Genomic DNA, 16,778 nt, shown 5'->3' on the forward strand with positions numbered 1-16,778 from the left:
ATAATGTGCGGATCATGCAGATTCGCTTCACCAAGATGCAGGGCGCGGGCAACGATTTTGTGGTGCTCGACGAAACCCAAGGCCGCCTGGGCCTGAGCGCGGCCCAGTACCGCTATCTGGCCGACCGCCACTTCGGCGTGGGCGCCGACCAGATCCTCAGCGTGCGCCCCGCGCCTGCGGCCGGCGTGGATTTTGAGTATGTGATCCACAACGCCGATGGCGGCGAGGTGGAGCAGTGCGGCAACGGCGCACGCTGCTTTGCGCGCTATGTGCACGACAAGGGCCTGACCGATAAAAGCGTGATCCGCGTGCAGACCTTGTCCGGCGTGATCGCTCCAGAAATCCACGGCAGCGGTCGCGTCACCGTGGACATGGGCGCACCCCAGCTGAATCCGGCCCTGGTGCCGTTCGATACCGCCGGCCTGCAGCCGCAGCTCCTGGGATCCGCACAAAAATGGCCGCTGGCGCTGGATGGCGTCGTGCCACCTGCTACGGTCTGGATAGCGCCGGTGTCCATGGGCAACCCGCATGCGGTGCAGCTGGTGGACGATGTGGAAGCGGCGCCGGTGCTGGCCTGGGGGCCGCTGATCGAGAACCATGCACGTTTTCCTCAGCGCGTGAATGCGGGCTTTATGCAGATCGTGGGCCGCGGCGAAGTGAAGCTGCGGGTCTATGAGCGCGGTGCCGGTGAGACCCTGGCCTGCGGCACCGGAGCCTGCGCCGCCGTGGTGGCCGGCATAGGCTGGGGCCTGCTGGACGGCAAGGTGGACGTGCACACCCATGGCGGTCTGCTGACCATTGAATGGGCAGGTGGGGCGCAGGATCGCGTGCGCATGACCGGCCCCGCAGAGTTTGTTTTTGAAGGCCAGATCGAGATACCCGATACGCTATGAACAGCATCACCGACAACGCAATGACCGAAGAGGCGATTGCCGACTATCTCCAGCAAACCCCCGAGTTTTTCGAGCGTCATGCCGAGATGCTGACCGGTGTGCAACTGCTCAGCGGCCACGGCCCGCGTGCCGTGAGCCTGCAGGAGCGCCAGGCCGAGATGCTGCGCGAGAAGATCAAGGTGCTGGAGCACCGCATCATGGACATGATGCGCCACGGCAGCGAGAACGCCTCCATCGCGCAGAAGATCCACCAGTGGACCCATGCGCTGGTCAAGGTCCAGGACCTGCGCGAGCTGCCCCATGTGCTGACCGCCAGCCTGCAGCATATGTTCGATATCCCCCAGGTGGCGCTGCGCCTGTGGAATGTGGCGGGCGCGCATTCGGGCACCGTCTACACCATGGGCGTGAGCGAGGACGCCCGGGCCTTTGCGGCATCGCTGACCATGCCGTTCTGCGGCCCGAACATGGGCTTCGAGCCCGTGCACTGGCTGCCCCAGCCCGACGCCGTGCAGTCGGTGGCCCTGCTGACCCTGCATGACGGTGCCATGGACAGCACCTCCAATGCCTTCGGCATGCTGGTGCTGGGCTCGCCCGACCCGCTGCGCTTCGACGCCACCATGGGCACGGAATTCCTGGCGCGTATCTCCGAGCTCGCCAGCGCCTCGCTGTCGCGCATGCGCCCAGTCCCGCTGACGCTGGCCCGCGGCTGACCGGCGACCATGGCCTCGCCACAGGAGCAGCAGCTCTCGTTTGAAGAGCAGTTCGCCCGCCTGCCCGAGGTCGCCCGAACCTATCTCGAGCATGTGCGGGTGCAAAAGCGCCTGGCCGAGCGCACCCACACGCTGTATGCGCTGGACCTGATCAAGCTGCAGGCCTTGGCGCAGGAGCTGCGTCTAGAGCTGCTGGCCCTGCAGCCCATGCATATCCGTCGCTTTGCTGCGCAAATGCATGGTGCCGGGCGCAGCGCCCGCGGCATTGCGCTGATTCTTTCGGGCTGGCGCAGCTTTTTCCGCTGGGCGGCCCGGCAGGAGCTGGTGCCGTTCAATCCCGTGGAGGGCGTGCGCGGCCCCAAGGCGCCCAAACCCCTGCCCAAGGCGCTGGGCGTGGATGACGCCGTGCAACTGGCCAGCTTTCACAATCCAGCGGCCGATCCCTGGCTGGAGGCGCGCGATGCCGCCATGACCGAGCTGCTCTACAGCTGCGGCCTGCGCGTGGCCGAGCTGGTGGGACTGGATGTACGGCCCGACCAAAGCACGCAGCAGCAGGGCCGGGGCTGGATTGACCTGGAAGCGGGCGATGCCCATGTGCAGGGCAAAGGCGGCAAGCGTCGCATCGTGCCCGTGGGGCGCATGGCAGCCCAGGCCCTGCAGGCCTGGTTGGCGTTGCGCAGTGCGGGATTGACGGGCGCCGCCCAGGCTAGGGCGCAGGATGAAGCGGCCTTGTTCATAGGTCGCCGGGGCGAGCGTCTCGGCGGCCAGTCGGTCTGGTCGCGGCTCAAGCAGCGCGGCCAGCAGGCGGGGCTGGCTTCGGGCGTGCATCCGCATGTGCTGCGCCATTCGTTTGCCAGCCATATGCTGCAATCCAGCGGCGATCTGCGTGCCGTGCAGGAGCTGCTGGGGCATTCCAGCATCGCCACCACGCAGATCTATACGCGGCTGGATTTTCAGCATCTGGCCCAGGCCTATGAGCATGCCCATCCGCGAGCCAGGCGCCAGCCCGAGCGTCCCGCAACGCCCACCGGGCGCGGCGATACGCCGGAAGATGATTCCTGATTTGATAGCTACAGGCGCAATCCACATAAGCGCTATGGCTCGATTGCGTCCGGTATTTGCGGCAGCCCTGGCCGCAGTGCGCGCTTGAAAGCACCGCTACACTCCCCAGCTGTTGTCACCGAGGCTGTGTTTTTCGCAGCCCAGCTTCGCGTGTTTTTTGGCGGGTGCGCCCTGCATCCGGCCGCAGCAAAAGGTTTCAAAGCATGTCTCTCATTCCAGTCACCATCCTTACGGGCTTTCTGGGCTCGGGCAAAACCACGCTGCTCAAGCGCGTGCTGCACGAATCCCACGGCATGAAGATTGCCGTGATCGAGAACGAGTTCGGCGAGGAAAATATCGACACCGACATTCTCAGGACCGAGTCCACCGAGCAGATTCTGCAGATGAGCAACGGCTGCATCTGCTGCACCATCCGCGAAGACCTGCGCGAGGCCCTGCAGCTGCTGGCCGCCAAGCGCCGCAAGGGCCTGGTCGACTTCGACCGCATCGTCATCGAAACCACGGGCCTGGCCGACCCCGGCCCCGTGGCCCAGACCTTTTTCATGGACGACGAGATTGCCGAGACCTATCTGATCGACTCCATCATCACCCTGGTCGATGCCAAGCATGCCAACCAGCAGCTCGATGACCGGCAGGAGGCGCGCCGCCAGGTGGGCTTTGCCGACCAGATGTTCCTGTCCAAGACCGACCTGGTGACGGAAGGCGAAAAGGATGAACTGATCCACCGCCTCAAGCATATGAATCCGCGCGCGCCCATCCGTGCCGTGCATTTTGGCGATGTGCCGCTCACCGAGGTGTTCGATCTGCGCGGCTTCAATCTGAACGCCAAGCTGGACATCGATCCCGACTTCCTCCAGGAAGACGAGCATGACCACAGCCACTGCGACCATGAGCACGGCCATTGCGATCACGACCATGGTCACGAGCACGACGCGCATTGCGGCCACGAGCACCATGACCACGAGCACGGCGAACATTGCCATCACCCGCACCACCATCACCACGATGACGACGTGAAGAGCTTTGTCTACCGCGCCGAGCGCGCGTTCGACCCTGCCAAGCTCGAAGACTTCCTGGGCGCCATCGTCAACATCTACGGCCCCAAGATGCTGCGCTACAAGGGCGTGCTCGACATGAAGGGCACGGGCCGCAAGGTGATCTTCCAGGGCGTGCACCAGCTCATGGGCAGCGATCTGGGCCCCGAATGGGCGGCCGACGAAAAGCGTGAGAGTAAGATGGTCTTTATCGGCATCGACCTGCCGCAGGATATCCTTCGTCAGGGGCTGGACCAGTGCCTGGTGTAATGCTTCTGACATGGAAAGATGCTGCGGTTTGCGCTTTCCATTGCTGACAATGACTGACGGCCTGCCTAGCAGGCCGTTTGTTTGCGTCGATATCTCTCGCAAACTGCAAAGGATTTGCCGAAGTCGGACCCTGTATGTGTGGGGTATGTGCAACGGTCGGGGGATAGGGGAGCGAGCATCGCTACAATCCCGCCCCTAAAGAGGGGGCTGGAGCAATCCGGTTCTGTGCTGGTCACCGTACTGTGAGGAGACAGGACGTGAACGCTGTGAGTCGTAACAAGCCCGGAGCCGCTGCTACAGCTGCGGCGTCCGCTGTGCGTGCCCGCAGCGCCAGGACCTCTTTGGCGGACGCGGTCCCGGCCAGCCCGGAGCCGGCGCTTGTTGCACCGCGGAAATCTTCCGTACCGTCCGAGACCAAACGTTCTGCAACGCCTCCTGCGCGGCAGCCCCAAACGAAAGTTCCGCCCCAGGCTCCCACGGGAGTCGAGGCCGCGGGAAGCAAGAGCGATACGAAAGCTATGACCAACACAAAGCAAGCCGTGACCAAAAAAGATCCCAAACTGGCCAATGCCTGGAAGACCAAGTCGGTGGAAGAGCTGACCGATGCTGATGTGCTGGCCATGTCTGATGACGATTACATGAACGATGTCCAGCTGGCCTTCTTCCGCCGCAAGCTGGTCGCGCTCAAGAACGACATGCATGTGAACGCCGGTGAAACCGCCGAGAACCTGCGTGAAGACACCGTGGTGGTGCCCGATCCTGCCGACCGCGCCACGATCGAGGAAGAGCATGCGCTGGAGCTGCGTACGCGCGACCGCGAGCGCAAGCTGCTCAAGAAGATCGACCAGTCCATCGCCCGCATCGATGCCGGCGACTACGGCTATTGCGACGAGACCGGCGAGCCCATCGGTGTGGGCCGTCTGCTGGCCCGTCCCACGGCCACACTGTCGCTGGAAGCCCAGCAGCGTCGCGAACTCAAGCAGAAGATGTACGGCGATTGATGTGCATCAGGTGCCGAACGGGCTGCAAGCGCCAAAGTAGTTGATCATGGCAAGAGAAGAGAATAAGTCGGGAGGGTTGCTCTCCAAGGTGGTGCGCTTTGTGCGCCACCCTACGGTCAACTGGTCCGATCTGGACAATCTGAACCAGGACAGCGACGAAGGCCAGTACAGCAAGCAGGCACTCAAGGAGATGCTGGAGCGCAAGCGCCGCAACGACTTTGTGCGCAAGCGCGAGTTCGAGCAGCTGCGCAAGCTGCGCCAGGCTCAGCTTGCGCAGTCCTCCAGGCCGGCCGCTGCGGCGGCCGAGGCCAAGGTGGCGGCGATCGCCTCGTCCTTTCTGCAGACGGCGCACAGCACCGACCTCGGCGAGCGCGCCGAAACGATCAGGAAGATCGACGAGATCGAAGCCCAGATGGCCCAGCAATGGTGGCGTGGCAAGCAGGCCGCAGATGCCACCACCATGACGCTGCAGCTGCCCGAGGGCGGCAACACCATGCCTTCGTCCTTCAGAACCCCGCCGCCGGGCTGTCCGCTGCCCTTGCTCAGCGACGCTCTGCCCAGCGATCTGAAGCTGCCGGAGACCGTGCAGAGCCCGGGCACAGGCGTGCCGGGCCTGCTCAGCATGCGCGGCGATACGGATTTCACCCCGGGTTTTGCCTCGACACAGGTATCCGCACCGGCATCGGTCAGCATGGTGCCGCCTTCGTTTGCGCGCTACGAGCATGACGCGGTGCTTGAGGAGTCGGCCATTGTCTTTGCCAATGGCGACGCCGCCGGTGCCGAGAAAGGCCTCAAGGCGCTGATTGCCCAACGCTCCCAGGATTTGCCGAGCCAGCTGCCGCTGTGGCTGGCCCTGCTGGATCTGTATCGTGCTGCCGGCTGGCAGGCCCAGTTCGATGATGCGGGCCTGGACTTCGCGGCCCGTTTTGGCCGCTCGGCCCCGCAATGGTTTGCCATGCCGCAGCAGCCGGGTCAGCTCAGCGAAACTATCAACACCAGCGCCGCCGTGGCCCAGGGCTTTCGCTGGCAGGCGCCGCTGCAACTGGACGAATCCGCTCTCAAGGTCTTGCAGGCCAGTAAGTCGCGCAGCCCCAGCCCCTGGCTGATGGACTGGAGCGCTCTGGAAGGCATGGCGCCCGCCGCGCTGCCGGCGTTGCGGGCCGCGGTGGAGCGCTGGACCCACGAGAAAGGCGAGCTGATCTTTGCCGGGACCGAGCGCCTGCTGGCCGTGATGGGCAAGCTCTGCCCGTCCGGCGATGCGAGCGTGGCCCAGGACTGGTGGCATCTGCGTCTGGCCCTGCTGAGGCTGATGCATATGCAGGATGACTTCGAGCTGGCCGCACTGGATTACTGCGTGACCTACGAGGTTTCGCCGCCGTCGTGGGTGGATCCTGTCGGCAGTTTCATGCGGGACGGCCATGCGCAGATGCAGGCGCCCAAGCCGCTGCAGGGACCCGACTCCATGCTGCCCGATGCATTGGGGCGCGAGCGTGCGCCTCAATTCGTGCTGCAGGGCGTGATCGATGGCGATGCTCTGCCCTGGCTGGCGGCGGTGCAGGACAAGGCCAAGCTGGGCGAGACGATTGCCGTTGACTGCTCGCGCCTGGTGCGCATGGACTTTGCCGCGGCCGGCTCGGTGCTCAACTGGGCCGCCGACATGCAGGCCATGGGCCATGTGCTGCAATTCAGCCAGTTGCACCAACTCGTGGCCGTGTTTTTCAATATCGTGGGCATCCAGGAGCATGCGCAGGTGATTCCACGGAGAGATTGACACCCCCTGAGGCGCTGCGCGCCTAGGCGGCCCCGCCTTCCCCCTCTCTCTCTTCGGGAGGGAGACGACACCTTCGCCGCGAGGCGGCTCTTGCTCGGTGTCCCTGAGTTGGTGCGTGCTTGTTCCAGCGCTGTGCTTCAAATTAAATTTTCCTGAGCTCTTGAGCTTGTGCTGCCTTGTCCTCATCTACAGCAGATGGAACAGTTTCACGGCACCACCATTTTGAGCGTGCGCCGCCAGACTCCCGAGGGCGTGCAAGTCGCCATCGGCGGTGATGGCCAGGTCACATTGGGCAATATCGTCATCAAGGGCACGGCGCGCAAGGTGCGCAAGCTCTATCATGGCAAGGTGCTGGCGGGCTTTGCGGGCGCCACAGCCGATGCCTTCACGCTGTTCGAGCGTTTCGAGGCCAAGCTCGAAAAGCACCAGGGCCATCTGACGCGCGCCGCCATCGAGTTGACCAAGGACTGGCGCACCGACCGCGTGCTGCGCAAGCTCGAGGCCATGCTGGCCGTGGCCGATGCCACGACCTCGCTGATCATCACGGGCAACGGCGATGTGCTCGAGCCCGAGCAAGGCATCGTGGCCATAGGTTCCGGCGGTGCCTATGCGCACTCGGCCGCCAAGGCGCTGCTCAACAACACCGAGCTGTCGGCCGAAGACGTGGTGCGCAAGTCGCTGGCCATCGCGGGCGAGCTCTGCATCTACACCAATATGAATCACACCATCGAAACGCTGTAAGCGCTTCGGGTCCTGAATTGATAGCTTTATGCGCTTGACTGACAAGCGTTCGAGGCTTGTTTGACTGAGAGTTTTCAATGTCCTCTGCCATGACTCCCCAGGAGATCGTCTCCGAGCTGGACAAGCACATCGTCGGGCAAAACGGCGCCAAGCGCGCCGTGGCCATTGCGCTGCGCAACCGCTGGCGCCGTCAGCAGGTTGCCGAAGGCCTGCGCCACGAGATTACGCCGAAGAACATTCTGATGATCGGCCCCACGGGCGTGGGCAAGACCGAGATCGCGCGTCGCCTGGCCAAGCTGGCCGATGCGCCCTTCATCAAGGTGGAGGCCACCAAGTTCACCGAGGTCGGCTATGTGGGCAAGGATGTGGATGCCATTATCCGCGACTTGGCCGAGGTCGCCGTCAAGCAGACGCGCGAGTCCGACATGAAGAAGATGCGCGTCCGCGCCGAAGATGCGGCCGAGGAGCGCATCCTCGACGTGCTGATCCCGCAGGCACGCACCGGCGAGGCGGCTGCCGACAGCACGGCCCGTCAGGTGTTCCGCAAGAAGCTGCGCGAAGGCCAGCTCGACGACAAGGAAATCGAGATCGACCTCGCCGAGCAGATGCCTCAGGTGCAGATCATGGGTCCGCAAGGCATGGAGGAGATGGCCGAGCAGTTGCGCGGCATGTTCAGCCACATGGGCCAGGAAAAGCGCAAGACGCGCAAGCTCAGGATTGCCGAGGCCCTGAAGCTGCTGACCGACGAGGAAGCGGCCAAGATGGTCAACGAGGAGGAGGTCCGAAACCGCGCCATCCTCAATGCCGAGCAGAACGGCATTGTCTTCATCGACGAAATCGACAAGGTGGCCACGCGCCAGGAAACCAGCGGTTCCGATGTTTCGCGTCAGGGGGTGCAGCGCGATCTGCTGCCGCTGGTTGAAGGCACATCGGTGTCGACCAAATACGGTGTGGTCAAGACCGATCACATTCTGTTCATCGCCTCGGGTGCCTTTCACCTCTCCAAGCCCAGCGACCTGATTCCCGAACTGCAGGGGCGCTTTCCCATTCGCGTGGAACTGGATTCCCTGTCGGTCCAGGACTTCGAGGCCATTCTGATGCAGACTCACGCCTCTCTGGTCAAACAATATCAGGCCTTGCTCGCCACCGAAGGCGTGACGCTGGAGTTCCAACCCGACGGCATCACGCGTCTGGCCACGATTGCCTTCGAGGTCAACGAGCGCACCGAGAACATCGGTGCGCGGCGCCTGTCCACGGTCATGGAGCGTCTGCTGGACGAAGTCAGCTTCGATGCAGCCAAGCTTTCGGGGCAGACGGTGACGATAGACGCAGACTATGTAAATCAGCGTTTGCAGATGCTGAGCCAGGACGAGGATCTGTCGCGCTTTATTTTGTGAAGTTCACGGCCTGCCCATAGGACTGCCCGCTTGCGCGGGCAGTTTGCGTTTGTAGGAAAACAGCGTGAGTACGGAGCTTGTTTACCCTGAATTGAATCGTTGCAATTGATCGTTTCTATTGAGAGTCCACATGCACAGGTTTTGCTAAGTGCTTGTATAGGAAAGGTATTTTTCCTGGTGGGGCTTTTCTTTTCATCTCTAAGTGCTTGATTTCATTGCAAATAATTGTCCAGTTGTGTTTGGTAAGCCTCGAAATTGCTGCTACAGTGCAAAAAAGTGCAATTAAGTGGTGGAAACTGCCCTCGCGCCCGTTTTTTCGGGAGTGAGTGGCTACGGATGACCGGAGGAGCAGACCGTGTTTCAAGGGGCGTCTTCGTTGAATCTCGATGGCAAGGGGCGGCTTTCGGTGCCGACCCGGCATCGTGACGCCCTGTTGTCCATGGCCGAAGGTCAGGTCACGTTCACCAAGCACCCCCACGGCTGTCTGATGCTGTTTCCCCGGCCCGAATGGCTGCAGTTCCGCGAGCGCATCGCCCAACTGCCCATGAGCGCCCAATGGTGGAAGCGCATTTTTCTGGGCAATGCCATGGATGCGGAGATGGACGGAACCGGCCGCCTGCTGGTGTCGCCCGAGCTGCGTGATGCGGCCGGTCTGAGCAAGGAGGTGGTGTTGCTGGGAATGGGCAACCATTTCGAGCTCTGGGACAAGGCCACTTATGAGGCACGTGAGGCGGAAGCCATGCAGCAGGAAATGCCGGCGGCTTTCCAGGATTTTGTTTTTTAGGAAGAGACGTGCTTGTGAATCAGCCGTTGCAACATATCACCGTCTTGCTGGATGAGGCCGTGGACGCCCTGCTGGGTGGAGCCGGCGCGCAGCCGGCCGGGCAATGGGTGGATGCAACGTTCGGACGGGGAGGTCACTCCCGGCTCATCCTGCAGCGGCTAGGGCCGGACGGAAGCTTGCTGGCGTTCGACAAAGACCCGGACGCAATTGCTGAAGCGGCGCGCATCACCGATGCGCGTTTTTCGATTCGGCATCAGGGATTCAGCCATCTGAGCGAGCTGCCCGAAGGCAGTGTGCGGGGCGTGTTGATGGACCTGGGGGTGAGTTCGCCCCAGATCGACAACCCGGGCCGGGGCTTCAGCTTCCGTTTCGACGGACCGCTCGACATGCGCATGGACACCACGCGTGGCCAGAGCGTGGCCGAGTGGCTCGAGGATGCGGAAGTGCAGCAGATTGCGGAGGTGATACGTGACTACGGCGAAGAACGGTTTGCTGGCCCCATTGCAAAGGCGATTGTTGCTAGGCGCGAGAGCCAGGGCCCATTACGCACCACTGCCGAACTGGCCCAGCTCGTGGCTGGCGCGGTCAAGACCCGCGAGGCTGGGCAGAACCCGGCAACACGTACCTTCCAGGCTCTTCGGATTTTCATCAATGCCGAGCTTCAGGAGCTCGAGCAAGCGCTAGAAGCCAGCCTGCGCGTGCTGGCGCCCGGTGGGCGCCTGGCCGTGATCAGCTTCCATTCGCTGGAAGACCGCATCGTCAAGCAATTCATCGCCAAGCACTCCAAGGAGGTCTACGACCGCCGCGCGCCTTTTGCTCCGCCCACGCCCATGCGGCTCAAGGCGCTGGAGCGCATCAAGCCCAGCGCCGCGGAAATCGAGGCCAACCCGCGCTCGCGTTCGGCGGTGATGCGCGTGGCCGAGCGCACGGAGGTGCCTGCATGAGGCTGAGCCTGGCTCTGGTCCGCATGGCTCGGGGAGGGCTGCCATGCTGCGCATAAACCTGCTGCTGCTGCTGGCCGTGATGCTGAGCGCCATTTTCCTGGTGCACACCCAGTATGAGTCGCGCAAGCTGTTCACCGAGCTGGACCGGGCCGAATCCGAGGCCCGCCGCCTGGCGACCGACCAGCAGCGCCTGCAGGTGGAAAAGCGCGCCCAGGCCACGCCGCAGCGCATCGAGACCATGGCGCGCGAGAAGCTGCAGATGAAGCCGGCATCGCCGGCCATCACGCAATATGTGCAGGACGGAGCCGCCGCGGGAGCCGTGCAATGACGCGCAGCGTGCTCTACACCACCAGCCCCCTGCTGGCGTCCAAGACGCCGCTGTGGCGCAGCAAGTTCATCGTGGCGGCGCTGGCCCTGGGCTTTGTGGGCCTGGGCGCGCGCGCAGCCTATGTGCAGGTCTTCGGCAATGATTTCTTCAAGCGCCAGGGTCTGGTGCGCTTTGCGCGCACGCTGGAGCTGCCCGCCAACCGCGGCCGCCTGCTGGACCGCAACGGCCTGATCCTGGCCTCCAGCGTGCCCGCGGCCAGCATCTGGGCCATTCCCGAGGACGTGGATCTCAAGGACCCGGAAGTCCAGCAGAAGCTCAAGGAAGTGGCCAAGCTCATGGAGATGCCGCTGCCCATGCTGCTGGGCAAGCTCGACGATGAGGACAAGAGCTTTGTCTGGGTCAAGCGCCAGCTGGACTGGGATGTGGGTCAGAAGATCGTGGCCCTCAACATCAAGGGCATCTACAACCGCAAGGAATACAAGCGCCAGTATCCCGAGGGTGAGTCCGCGGCCCATATCGTGGGCTTCACCAATGTGGAAGACCATGGCCAGGAAGGCATGGAGCTGGCCTTCGACGGCGAGCTGGCCGGCAAGCCGGGCTCGCGCCGCGTGATCAAGGACCGGCTGGGACGCGTGGTCGAGGGCGTGGGCGACGAGGTGCCGCCGCAGGATGGCAAGGACATTCAGCTGTCCATCGACAGCAAGGTCCAGTACTACGCCTACCAGAAGCTCAAGCAGCAGGTTGAGATCAACAAGGCCAAGGCGGGCAGCGTGGTGGTCATGGACGCCCATACGGGCGAGCTGCTGGCGCTGGCCAACTACCCCAGCTACGACCCCGGCCACCGCAAGAATCTGACCGGCGAGCAGCTGCGCAACCGTGCCATGACCGATACCTTCGAGCCGGGCTCGACCATGAAGCCCATCACCATCGCCACGGCGCTGGAGCTCAAGCGGGTCAAGCCCTCATCCATCATCGATACCTCGCCGGGCCGCTACACGGTCACGGGCTCGACCATCACCGACACCCACAACTACGGCGTGCTGACGGTGGAGGGCGTGATCCAGAAGTCCAGCAACGTGGGCGCGACCAAGGTGGCGCAGAAGCTCTCGTCGCAGGAAATGTGGGAGCACTTCAGCGCGCTGGGCTTTGGCCAGAAGCCGCTGATCCAGTTTCCGGGCGCGGTGTCGGGACGTCTGCGTCCCTGGAAGACCTGGAAGCCCATCGAGCAGGCCACCATGTCCTATGGCTATGGCCTGTCGGCCTCGCTGTTCCAGATGGCGCGCTCCTATACCGTGTTCTCCAACGACGGCAACGTCATTCCGTCCACGATTCTCAAGAGCACCGAGCCGCCCGTGGGCGTGCGCGTGTTCTCGGCCGAAAACGCGGCCGCCGTACGCCATATGCTGTGGCTGGCCGCCGGCCCCGGCGGCACGGGCCAGAAGGCCCAGGCCGAGGGCTACACCATCGGCGGCAAGTCCGGCACGGCGCGCAAGCAGCAGGGCAAGGGCTATGCGGCCGGCAAGTACCGCGCCTGGTTCACGGGCATGGCGCCCATAGACAAGCCCCGCATCATCGTCGCGGTGATGGTGGACGAGCCCACGGCCGGCTCCTACTACGGCGGTACCGTGGCGGGCCCGGTGTTTGCCGACGTGGTGCAGCAGACCCTGCGTTTCATGGGCGTGCCGCCCGACAAGGAAGTCAAGCCTCAGATCGTGGCCGCCCCGCCTGAGGAGCCTGTGCTATGAGCAGCCATCAAGTTTCCATCCATCATCTGAACACGGCGGCCGAGGCCGTGGCCTGGCTGCGCGCGCGCGTCCAGGGCGATCTGCAGACCGACAGCCGCAAGCTCCAGGCCGGCGACGGCTTCATCGCCTGGCCCGGCGCCGCGACCGACGGCCGCGCCTATGTTGCCAAGGCTCTGGAGCAGGGCGCTGCCGCCGTGCTCGTGGAAGCCGAGGGCCTGGAAGCCTTCGCGCTAAGTGGCGACAGAATCGCGGCCCTCAAAGGCCTGAAAGCCGCCACCGGCCTGATCGCGGATCAGTGGTTTGCCCATCCCAGTGGCGAGATGGATGTGCTGGCCGTAACCGGCACCAACGGCAAGACCACCACCGCCTGGTGGCTGGCCCATGCTTTGTCCAAGGTGGAACTGAAGGCCCGCACCGGCTGTGCGCTGGTGGGCACTCTGGGCGTGGGCGTGCCGCCCCATCTGGAGTACACGGGCCTGACCACGCCCGACCCCGTGCGGCTGCAGCGTGCCTTCCGCGAATATGCGGACGCGGGCCTGGCGGCTTGCGCGATCGAGGCATCGTCCATAGGCATCGTCGAGCATCGACTCGACGGCACGAAGATCCGCGTGGCCCTGTTCACCAACTTCACGCAGGACCATCTGGACTACCACGGCACGATGGAGGCCTACTGGCAGGCCAAGACCCAGCTCTTCGACTGGCCGGGGCTGCAGGCCGCGGTGGTGAATATCGACGACCCGCATGGCGCTCGGCTCTGGGCCAAGCTGCAGGCCAAGGCACTCGACGTCTGGAGCATCTCGATCCAGGGTCCGGCGCGTCTGCAGGCCAAGGACATCAGCCTGGGCGAGAACGGCCTGGCGTTCACCGTGCTCGAAGCCGGTCACAGCCTGCGCATGAACACCCGTCTGGTGGGGCAGTACAACGTCTCGAATCTGCTGGGCGTGCTGGCCGCCTTGCGCAGCCTGGGCCTGACGCTGGAGCAGGCCGTGGCCGCCTGCGCCGACCTGGAGCCCGTGCCCGGCCGCATGCAGCAGATTGCCCGCACCGGCCTGCCGCTGGTGGCCGTGGACTATGCCCATACGCCCGATGCGCTCGAGAAAGCCTTGCAGGCCCTGCAGCCCGCCGCGCGTCAGCGCCAGGGCCGGCTCTGGTGCGTATTCGGCTGCGGCGGCGACCGCGACAACAGCAAGCGCCCGCTGATGGGGCAGGCCGCCCAGACCCATGCCGACTGCGTGCTCGTCACCAGCGACAACCCGCGCAGCGAAGTGCCCGAACGCATCATCGACCAGATCCTGGCCGGCATGCACGAGGGCGAACACCTCCATGTCCAGGTCGACCGCGCGGCGGCCATTGCCGAGGCCCTGGCCCGCGCCGATGCGCGCGACGTGGTGCTGATTGCCGGCAAGGGACATGAGGACTACCAGGAGACGAAGGGCGTGCGCCATCCGTTCTCCGATATGGCCGAGGCGCAGAAGGCGCTGGCGGCCCGCGAAGGAAAGATGCGGTCATGATGACCTTGGAAAAAGCGCTGGAGCTGCTCCAGGCGCATATCCCCCAAGCCCGCCTGATCGGCGACGGTCAGGTCCTGCTGGCGCGCGTGCACACCGACACGCGCACGCTGCAGGCCGGGGATCTGTTCGTGGCCCTCAAGGGCGAGCGTTTCGACGCCCATGATTTTCTGCCCCAGGCCAAGGCTGCCGGCGCGGTGGCCGCACTGGCATCGCACGGCCTGGCCGAGGCCGGCCTGTCCGGCATCGAGGTGCCCGACAGCCTGCAGGCTCTGGGCGCTCTGGCCCGCGCCTGGCGCGCGCAGTTTGATCTGCCACTGATCGCCGTGACGGGCAGCAATGGCAAGACCACGGTCACGCAGATGATCGCCTCCATCCTGCGCGCCCATGCGGGCGACGCGGCGCTGGCCACACGCGGCAACTTCAACAACTCCATCGGCATGCCGCTGAATCTGCTGCGCATGACGGCGGAGCACCGGCTGGCCGTGCTGGAGATGGGCATGAACCATCCCGGCGAGATCGTCGAGCTGGCCGCCATAGCCCAGCCCACGGTGGCCCTGGTCAACAATGCCCAGCGCGAGCACCAGGAGTTCATGCACACGGTGGAAGCCGTGGCGCGCGAAAACGGCTCGGTGCTGAGCTTTCTGCCCCGGGATGGCGTGGCCATTTTCCCCGCAGGCGATGAATACACACCGCTGTGGACGATGCTGGCCGAGGGCCGCAAGTGCCTGATGTTTGGCGATGCCTCCGCGGGTGCGCAGGTGTTTGCCGCCGATGTGGCGTGGAGCGGCGGCGCCTGGAGCTTTGCGCTGCACCTGCCGCAGGGCAGCGCCGCCGTGCAGCTGCATATCGCGGGCCGCCATAACGTGCGCAACGCCCTGGCCGCAGCGGCCTGCGCCCATGCGGCTGGCGTTCCGCTGCAGGCGATCGTCCGGGGGCTCTCGGCCTTCGAGCCCGTGACCGGCCGCTCGCGCGCGCTGGCGGTGCAGTTCGCGGGCCGCAGCGTGACCGTGGTGGACGACACCTACAACGCCAATCCCGACTCCGTGGCCGCGGCCATTGCCGTGCTGGCCGAGCTGCCCGCACCGCAGCTGCTGGTCCTGGGCGATATGGGCGAGGTGGGCGACAACGGCCCGCAATTCCATGCCGAGGCCGGTGCGCTGGCCAGGCAGCAAGGCATTGCGCATTTCTTTGCGCTGGGTCAGCAGTGCGCGTTTGCCGCTCAGGCATTCGGCGCCGGCGCTCAGCATTTCGATAGCATGCAGGCGCTTGAACAAGCGGTCTGCAAACTTCTGCCCGCAGTGGGCAGTGTGTTGGTCAAGGGTTCGCGGTTCATGAAGATGGAGCAGGTGGTGCAGGCGATGGAAGCCGGCGCAGACAAGAAGCAAGGCACTTGCGGGGAGGCCGCATGCTGCTGATGCTCGCTCAATGGTTGCAGGGTATTTCGCCGGAGTTCGGCTTTCTGCGCGTGTTCCAGTACCTGACGCTGCGCGCCGTGCTGGCGGCCGTGACGGCCTTGCTGATCGGCCTGTTCATCGGTCCCAAGGCGATCCGCATGCTGACCGCGCTCAAGATCGGCCAACCCGTGCGCGGCTACGCGATGGAAACCCATCTGGTCAAGAGCGGCACGCCCACCATGGGCGGGGTGCTGATCCTGTTTGCGATCGCCGTGTCCACGCTGCTGTGGTTCGACCTGTCCAACCGTTTCGTCTGGATCGTGCTGCTGGTCACGCTGGGATTTGGCGCCATAGGCTGGGTGGATGACTGGCGCAAGGTGGTCAACAAGGACCCCGAGGGCATGCGCTCCGGCGAGAAGTATTTCTGGCAGTCGGTGATCGGCCTGCTGGCCGCGCTGTATCTGGTGTTCTGCGTTTCCGAGAACAACAACGCCGAGGTGTTCGCGCTGTTCGTCTCCTGGGTGCAGTCGGGCTTCTCCATGGACCTGCCGCCCAAGGCCGGTCTGCTCGTGCCCTTCTTCAAGGAGGTCAGCTACCCACTGGGCGTGCTGGGCTTTGTGATCATGACCTATCTGGTCATCGTCGGCGCCAGCAATGCCGTGAACCTGACCGACGGCCTGGACGGCCTGGCCATCATGCCGGTGGTCATGGTGGGCACGGCGCTGGGCATTTTTGCCTATGTGACGGGCAATGTGACCTACGCCAGATATCTGCTGTTTCCGCATATCCCGGGCTCGGGCGAGCTGATGGTGTTCTGCGGCGCCATGGCGGGTGCGGGCCTGGCCTTCCTCTGGTTCAACGCCCACCCGGCCCAGGTCTTCATGGGCGATGTGGGCGCGCTGGCCCTGGGCGCGGCCCTGGGCACGATCGCCGTGATCGTGCGCCAGGAAATCGTGCTGGCCGTGATGGGCGGCATCTTCGTGGCCGAGGCCGTGTCCGTGATGCTGCAGGTGACCTGGTTCAAGTACACCAAGAAGCGCTATGGCGAAGGCCGGCGCCTGTTGAAGATGGCGCCGCTGCACCACCACTTCGAAAAGAGCGGCTGGAAGGAAACGCAGGTCGTGACCCGCTTCTGGATCATCACCATGCTGCTGTGCCTGCTGGGCCTGTCCACGCTGAAGCTGAGGTGATGC

The 16,778-nt window shown here is 64.4% G+C and carries 15 protein-coding genes; all 15 read left to right on the forward strand.

Annotated features, from left to right (window positions below; all coding sequences use genetic code 11):
* The first annotated feature begins 14 nt into the window (after positions 1–14).
* The 15 genes from dapF (at position 15) to mraY (ending at position 16,775) form a co-directional block, all read left to right on the forward strand.
* Positions 15–893: a diaminopimelate epimerase gene (dapF, locus tag AB6724_RS07485; RefSeq protein WP_369337880.1), complete on the forward strand. Its 879-nt coding sequence runs from the start codon at positions 15–17 to the stop codon at positions 891–893.
* Positions 890–1,603 carry a DUF484 family protein gene (locus AB6724_RS07490; RefSeq protein WP_369337881.1) on the forward strand — a complete coding sequence of 238 codons (714 nt, stop codon included), beginning with the start codon at positions 890–892 and terminating at the stop codon, positions 1,601–1,603. The genes dapF and AB6724_RS07490 overlap by 4 nt, the downstream gene beginning before the upstream one ends.
* A gap of 9 nt (positions 1,604–1,612) precedes the next feature.
* Positions 1,613–2,665, forward strand: coding sequence for a tyrosine recombinase XerC (locus AB6724_RS07495; protein WP_369337882.1), 1,053 nt, complete (start codon positions 1,613–1,615; stop codon positions 2,663–2,665).
* Positions 2,666–2,868: 203 nt separating this feature from the next.
* Positions 2,869–3,969, forward strand: a complete 1,101-nt coding sequence (locus tag AB6724_RS07500) for a CobW family GTP-binding protein (RefSeq protein ID WP_369337883.1) — start codon at positions 2,869–2,871, stop codon at positions 3,967–3,969.
* 257 nt (positions 3,970–4,226) lie between these two features.
* A complete protein-coding gene (dksA, locus tag AB6724_RS07505; protein ID WP_369337884.1) occupies positions 4,227–4,970 on the forward strand; it encodes an RNA polymerase-binding protein DksA in 744 nt (247 codons plus the stop codon).
* Between the two features lie 46 nt (positions 4,971–5,016).
* Positions 5,017–6,741, forward strand: a complete 1,725-nt coding sequence (locus tag AB6724_RS07510) for an STAS domain-containing protein (RefSeq protein WP_369337885.1) — start codon at positions 5,017–5,019, stop codon at positions 6,739–6,741.
* A 195-nt stretch (positions 6,742–6,936) separates the two neighbouring features.
* On the forward strand, positions 6,937–7,482 hold the full coding sequence (gene hslV / locus AB6724_RS07515) for an ATP-dependent protease subunit HslV (protein ID WP_369337886.1): 546 nt from the start codon (positions 6,937–6,939) through the stop codon (positions 7,480–7,482).
* A gap of 77 nt (positions 7,483–7,559) precedes the next feature.
* Positions 7,560–8,879, forward strand: coding sequence for an ATP-dependent protease ATPase subunit HslU (hslU, locus tag AB6724_RS07520; protein ID WP_369337887.1), 1,320 nt, complete (start codon positions 7,560–7,562; stop codon positions 8,877–8,879).
* Positions 8,880–9,234: 355 nt separating this feature from the next.
* On the forward strand, positions 9,235–9,663 hold the full coding sequence (mraZ, locus tag AB6724_RS07525; protein ID WP_369337888.1) for a division/cell wall cluster transcriptional repressor MraZ: 429 nt from the start codon (positions 9,235–9,237) through the stop codon (positions 9,661–9,663).
* Between the two features lie 14 nt (positions 9,664–9,677).
* A complete protein-coding gene (gene rsmH / locus AB6724_RS07530; protein WP_369337929.1) occupies positions 9,678–10,607 on the forward strand; it encodes a 16S rRNA (cytosine(1402)-N(4))-methyltransferase RsmH in 930 nt (309 codons plus the stop codon).
* Positions 10,608–10,650: 43 nt separating this feature from the next.
* Positions 10,651–10,935 (forward strand): cell division protein FtsL, encoded by a 285-nt coding sequence (gene ftsL, locus AB6724_RS07535; RefSeq protein WP_369337889.1) that lies wholly within the window; start codon positions 10,651–10,653, stop codon positions 10,933–10,935.
* Positions 10,932–12,680: a peptidoglycan D,D-transpeptidase FtsI family protein gene (locus AB6724_RS07540; protein ID WP_369337890.1), complete on the forward strand. Its 1,749-nt coding sequence runs from the start codon at positions 10,932–10,934 to the stop codon at positions 12,678–12,680. The genes ftsL and AB6724_RS07540 overlap by 4 nt, the downstream gene beginning before the upstream one ends.
* Positions 12,677–14,191 (forward strand): UDP-N-acetylmuramoyl-L-alanyl-D-glutamate--2,6-diaminopimelate ligase, encoded by a 1,515-nt coding sequence (locus AB6724_RS07545; protein WP_369337891.1) that lies wholly within the window; start codon positions 12,677–12,679, stop codon positions 14,189–14,191. Before AB6724_RS07540 ends, AB6724_RS07545 begins: the two co-directional genes overlap by 4 nt.
* Entirely contained in the window at positions 14,188–15,606 is a 1,419-nt protein-coding gene (locus AB6724_RS07550) for a UDP-N-acetylmuramoyl-tripeptide--D-alanyl-D-alanine ligase (RefSeq protein WP_369337892.1), read from the forward strand. The genes AB6724_RS07545 and AB6724_RS07550 overlap by 4 nt, the downstream gene beginning before the upstream one ends.
* Positions 15,597–16,775, forward strand: a complete 1,179-nt coding sequence (gene mraY / locus AB6724_RS07555; protein WP_369337893.1) for a phospho-N-acetylmuramoyl-pentapeptide-transferase — start codon at positions 15,597–15,599, stop codon at positions 16,773–16,775. The genes AB6724_RS07550 and mraY overlap by 10 nt, the downstream gene beginning before the upstream one ends.
* The last annotated feature ends 3 nt before the right edge of the window (positions 16,776–16,778 follow it).

It is taken from the genome of Comamonas guangdongensis, from assembly GCF_041079535.1.
GTDB lineage: Bacteria > Pseudomonadota > Gammaproteobacteria > Burkholderiales > Burkholderiaceae_C > Comamonas > Comamonas guangdongensis.

What these genes read in the sequence shown, in the direction of transcription:
- dapF (WP_369337880.1), top strand. Translation starts at nt 15, where the DNA reads ATGCAGATTCGCTTCACCAAGATGCAGGGCGCGGGCAACGATTTTGTG.
- AB6724_RS07490 (WP_369337881.1), top strand. Translation starts at nt 890, where the DNA reads ATGAACAGCATCACCGACAACGCAATGACCGAAGAGGCGATTGCCGAC.
- AB6724_RS07495 (WP_369337882.1), top strand. Translation starts at nt 1,613, where the DNA reads ATGGCCTCGCCACAGGAGCAGCAGCTCTCGTTTGAAGAGCAGTTCGCC.
- AB6724_RS07500 (WP_369337883.1), top strand. Translation starts at nt 2,869, where the DNA reads ATGTCTCTCATTCCAGTCACCATCCTTACGGGCTTTCTGGGCTCGGGC.
- AB6724_RS07510 (WP_369337885.1), top strand. Translation starts at nt 5,017, where the DNA reads ATGGCAAGAGAAGAGAATAAGTCGGGAGGGTTGCTCTCCAAGGTGGTG.
- hslV (WP_369337886.1), top strand. Translation starts at nt 6,937, where the DNA reads ATGGAACAGTTTCACGGCACCACCATTTTGAGCGTGCGCCGCCAGACT.
- hslU (WP_369337887.1), top strand. Translation starts at nt 7,560, where the DNA reads ATGTCCTCTGCCATGACTCCCCAGGAGATCGTCTCCGAGCTGGACAAG.
- ftsL (WP_369337889.1), top strand. Translation starts at nt 10,651, where the DNA reads ATGCTGCGCATAAACCTGCTGCTGCTGCTGGCCGTGATGCTGAGCGCC.
- AB6724_RS07540 (WP_369337890.1), top strand. Translation starts at nt 10,932, where the DNA reads ATGACGCGCAGCGTGCTCTACACCACCAGCCCCCTGCTGGCGTCCAAG.
- AB6724_RS07545 (WP_369337891.1), top strand. Translation starts at nt 12,677, where the DNA reads ATGAGCAGCCATCAAGTTTCCATCCATCATCTGAACACGGCGGCCGAG.
- AB6724_RS07550 (WP_369337892.1), top strand. Translation starts at nt 14,188, where the DNA reads ATGATGACCTTGGAAAAAGCGCTGGAGCTGCTCCAGGCGCATATCCCC.
- mraY (WP_369337893.1), top strand. Translation starts at nt 15,597, where the DNA reads ATGCTGCTGATGCTCGCTCAATGGTTGCAGGGTATTTCGCCGGAGTTC.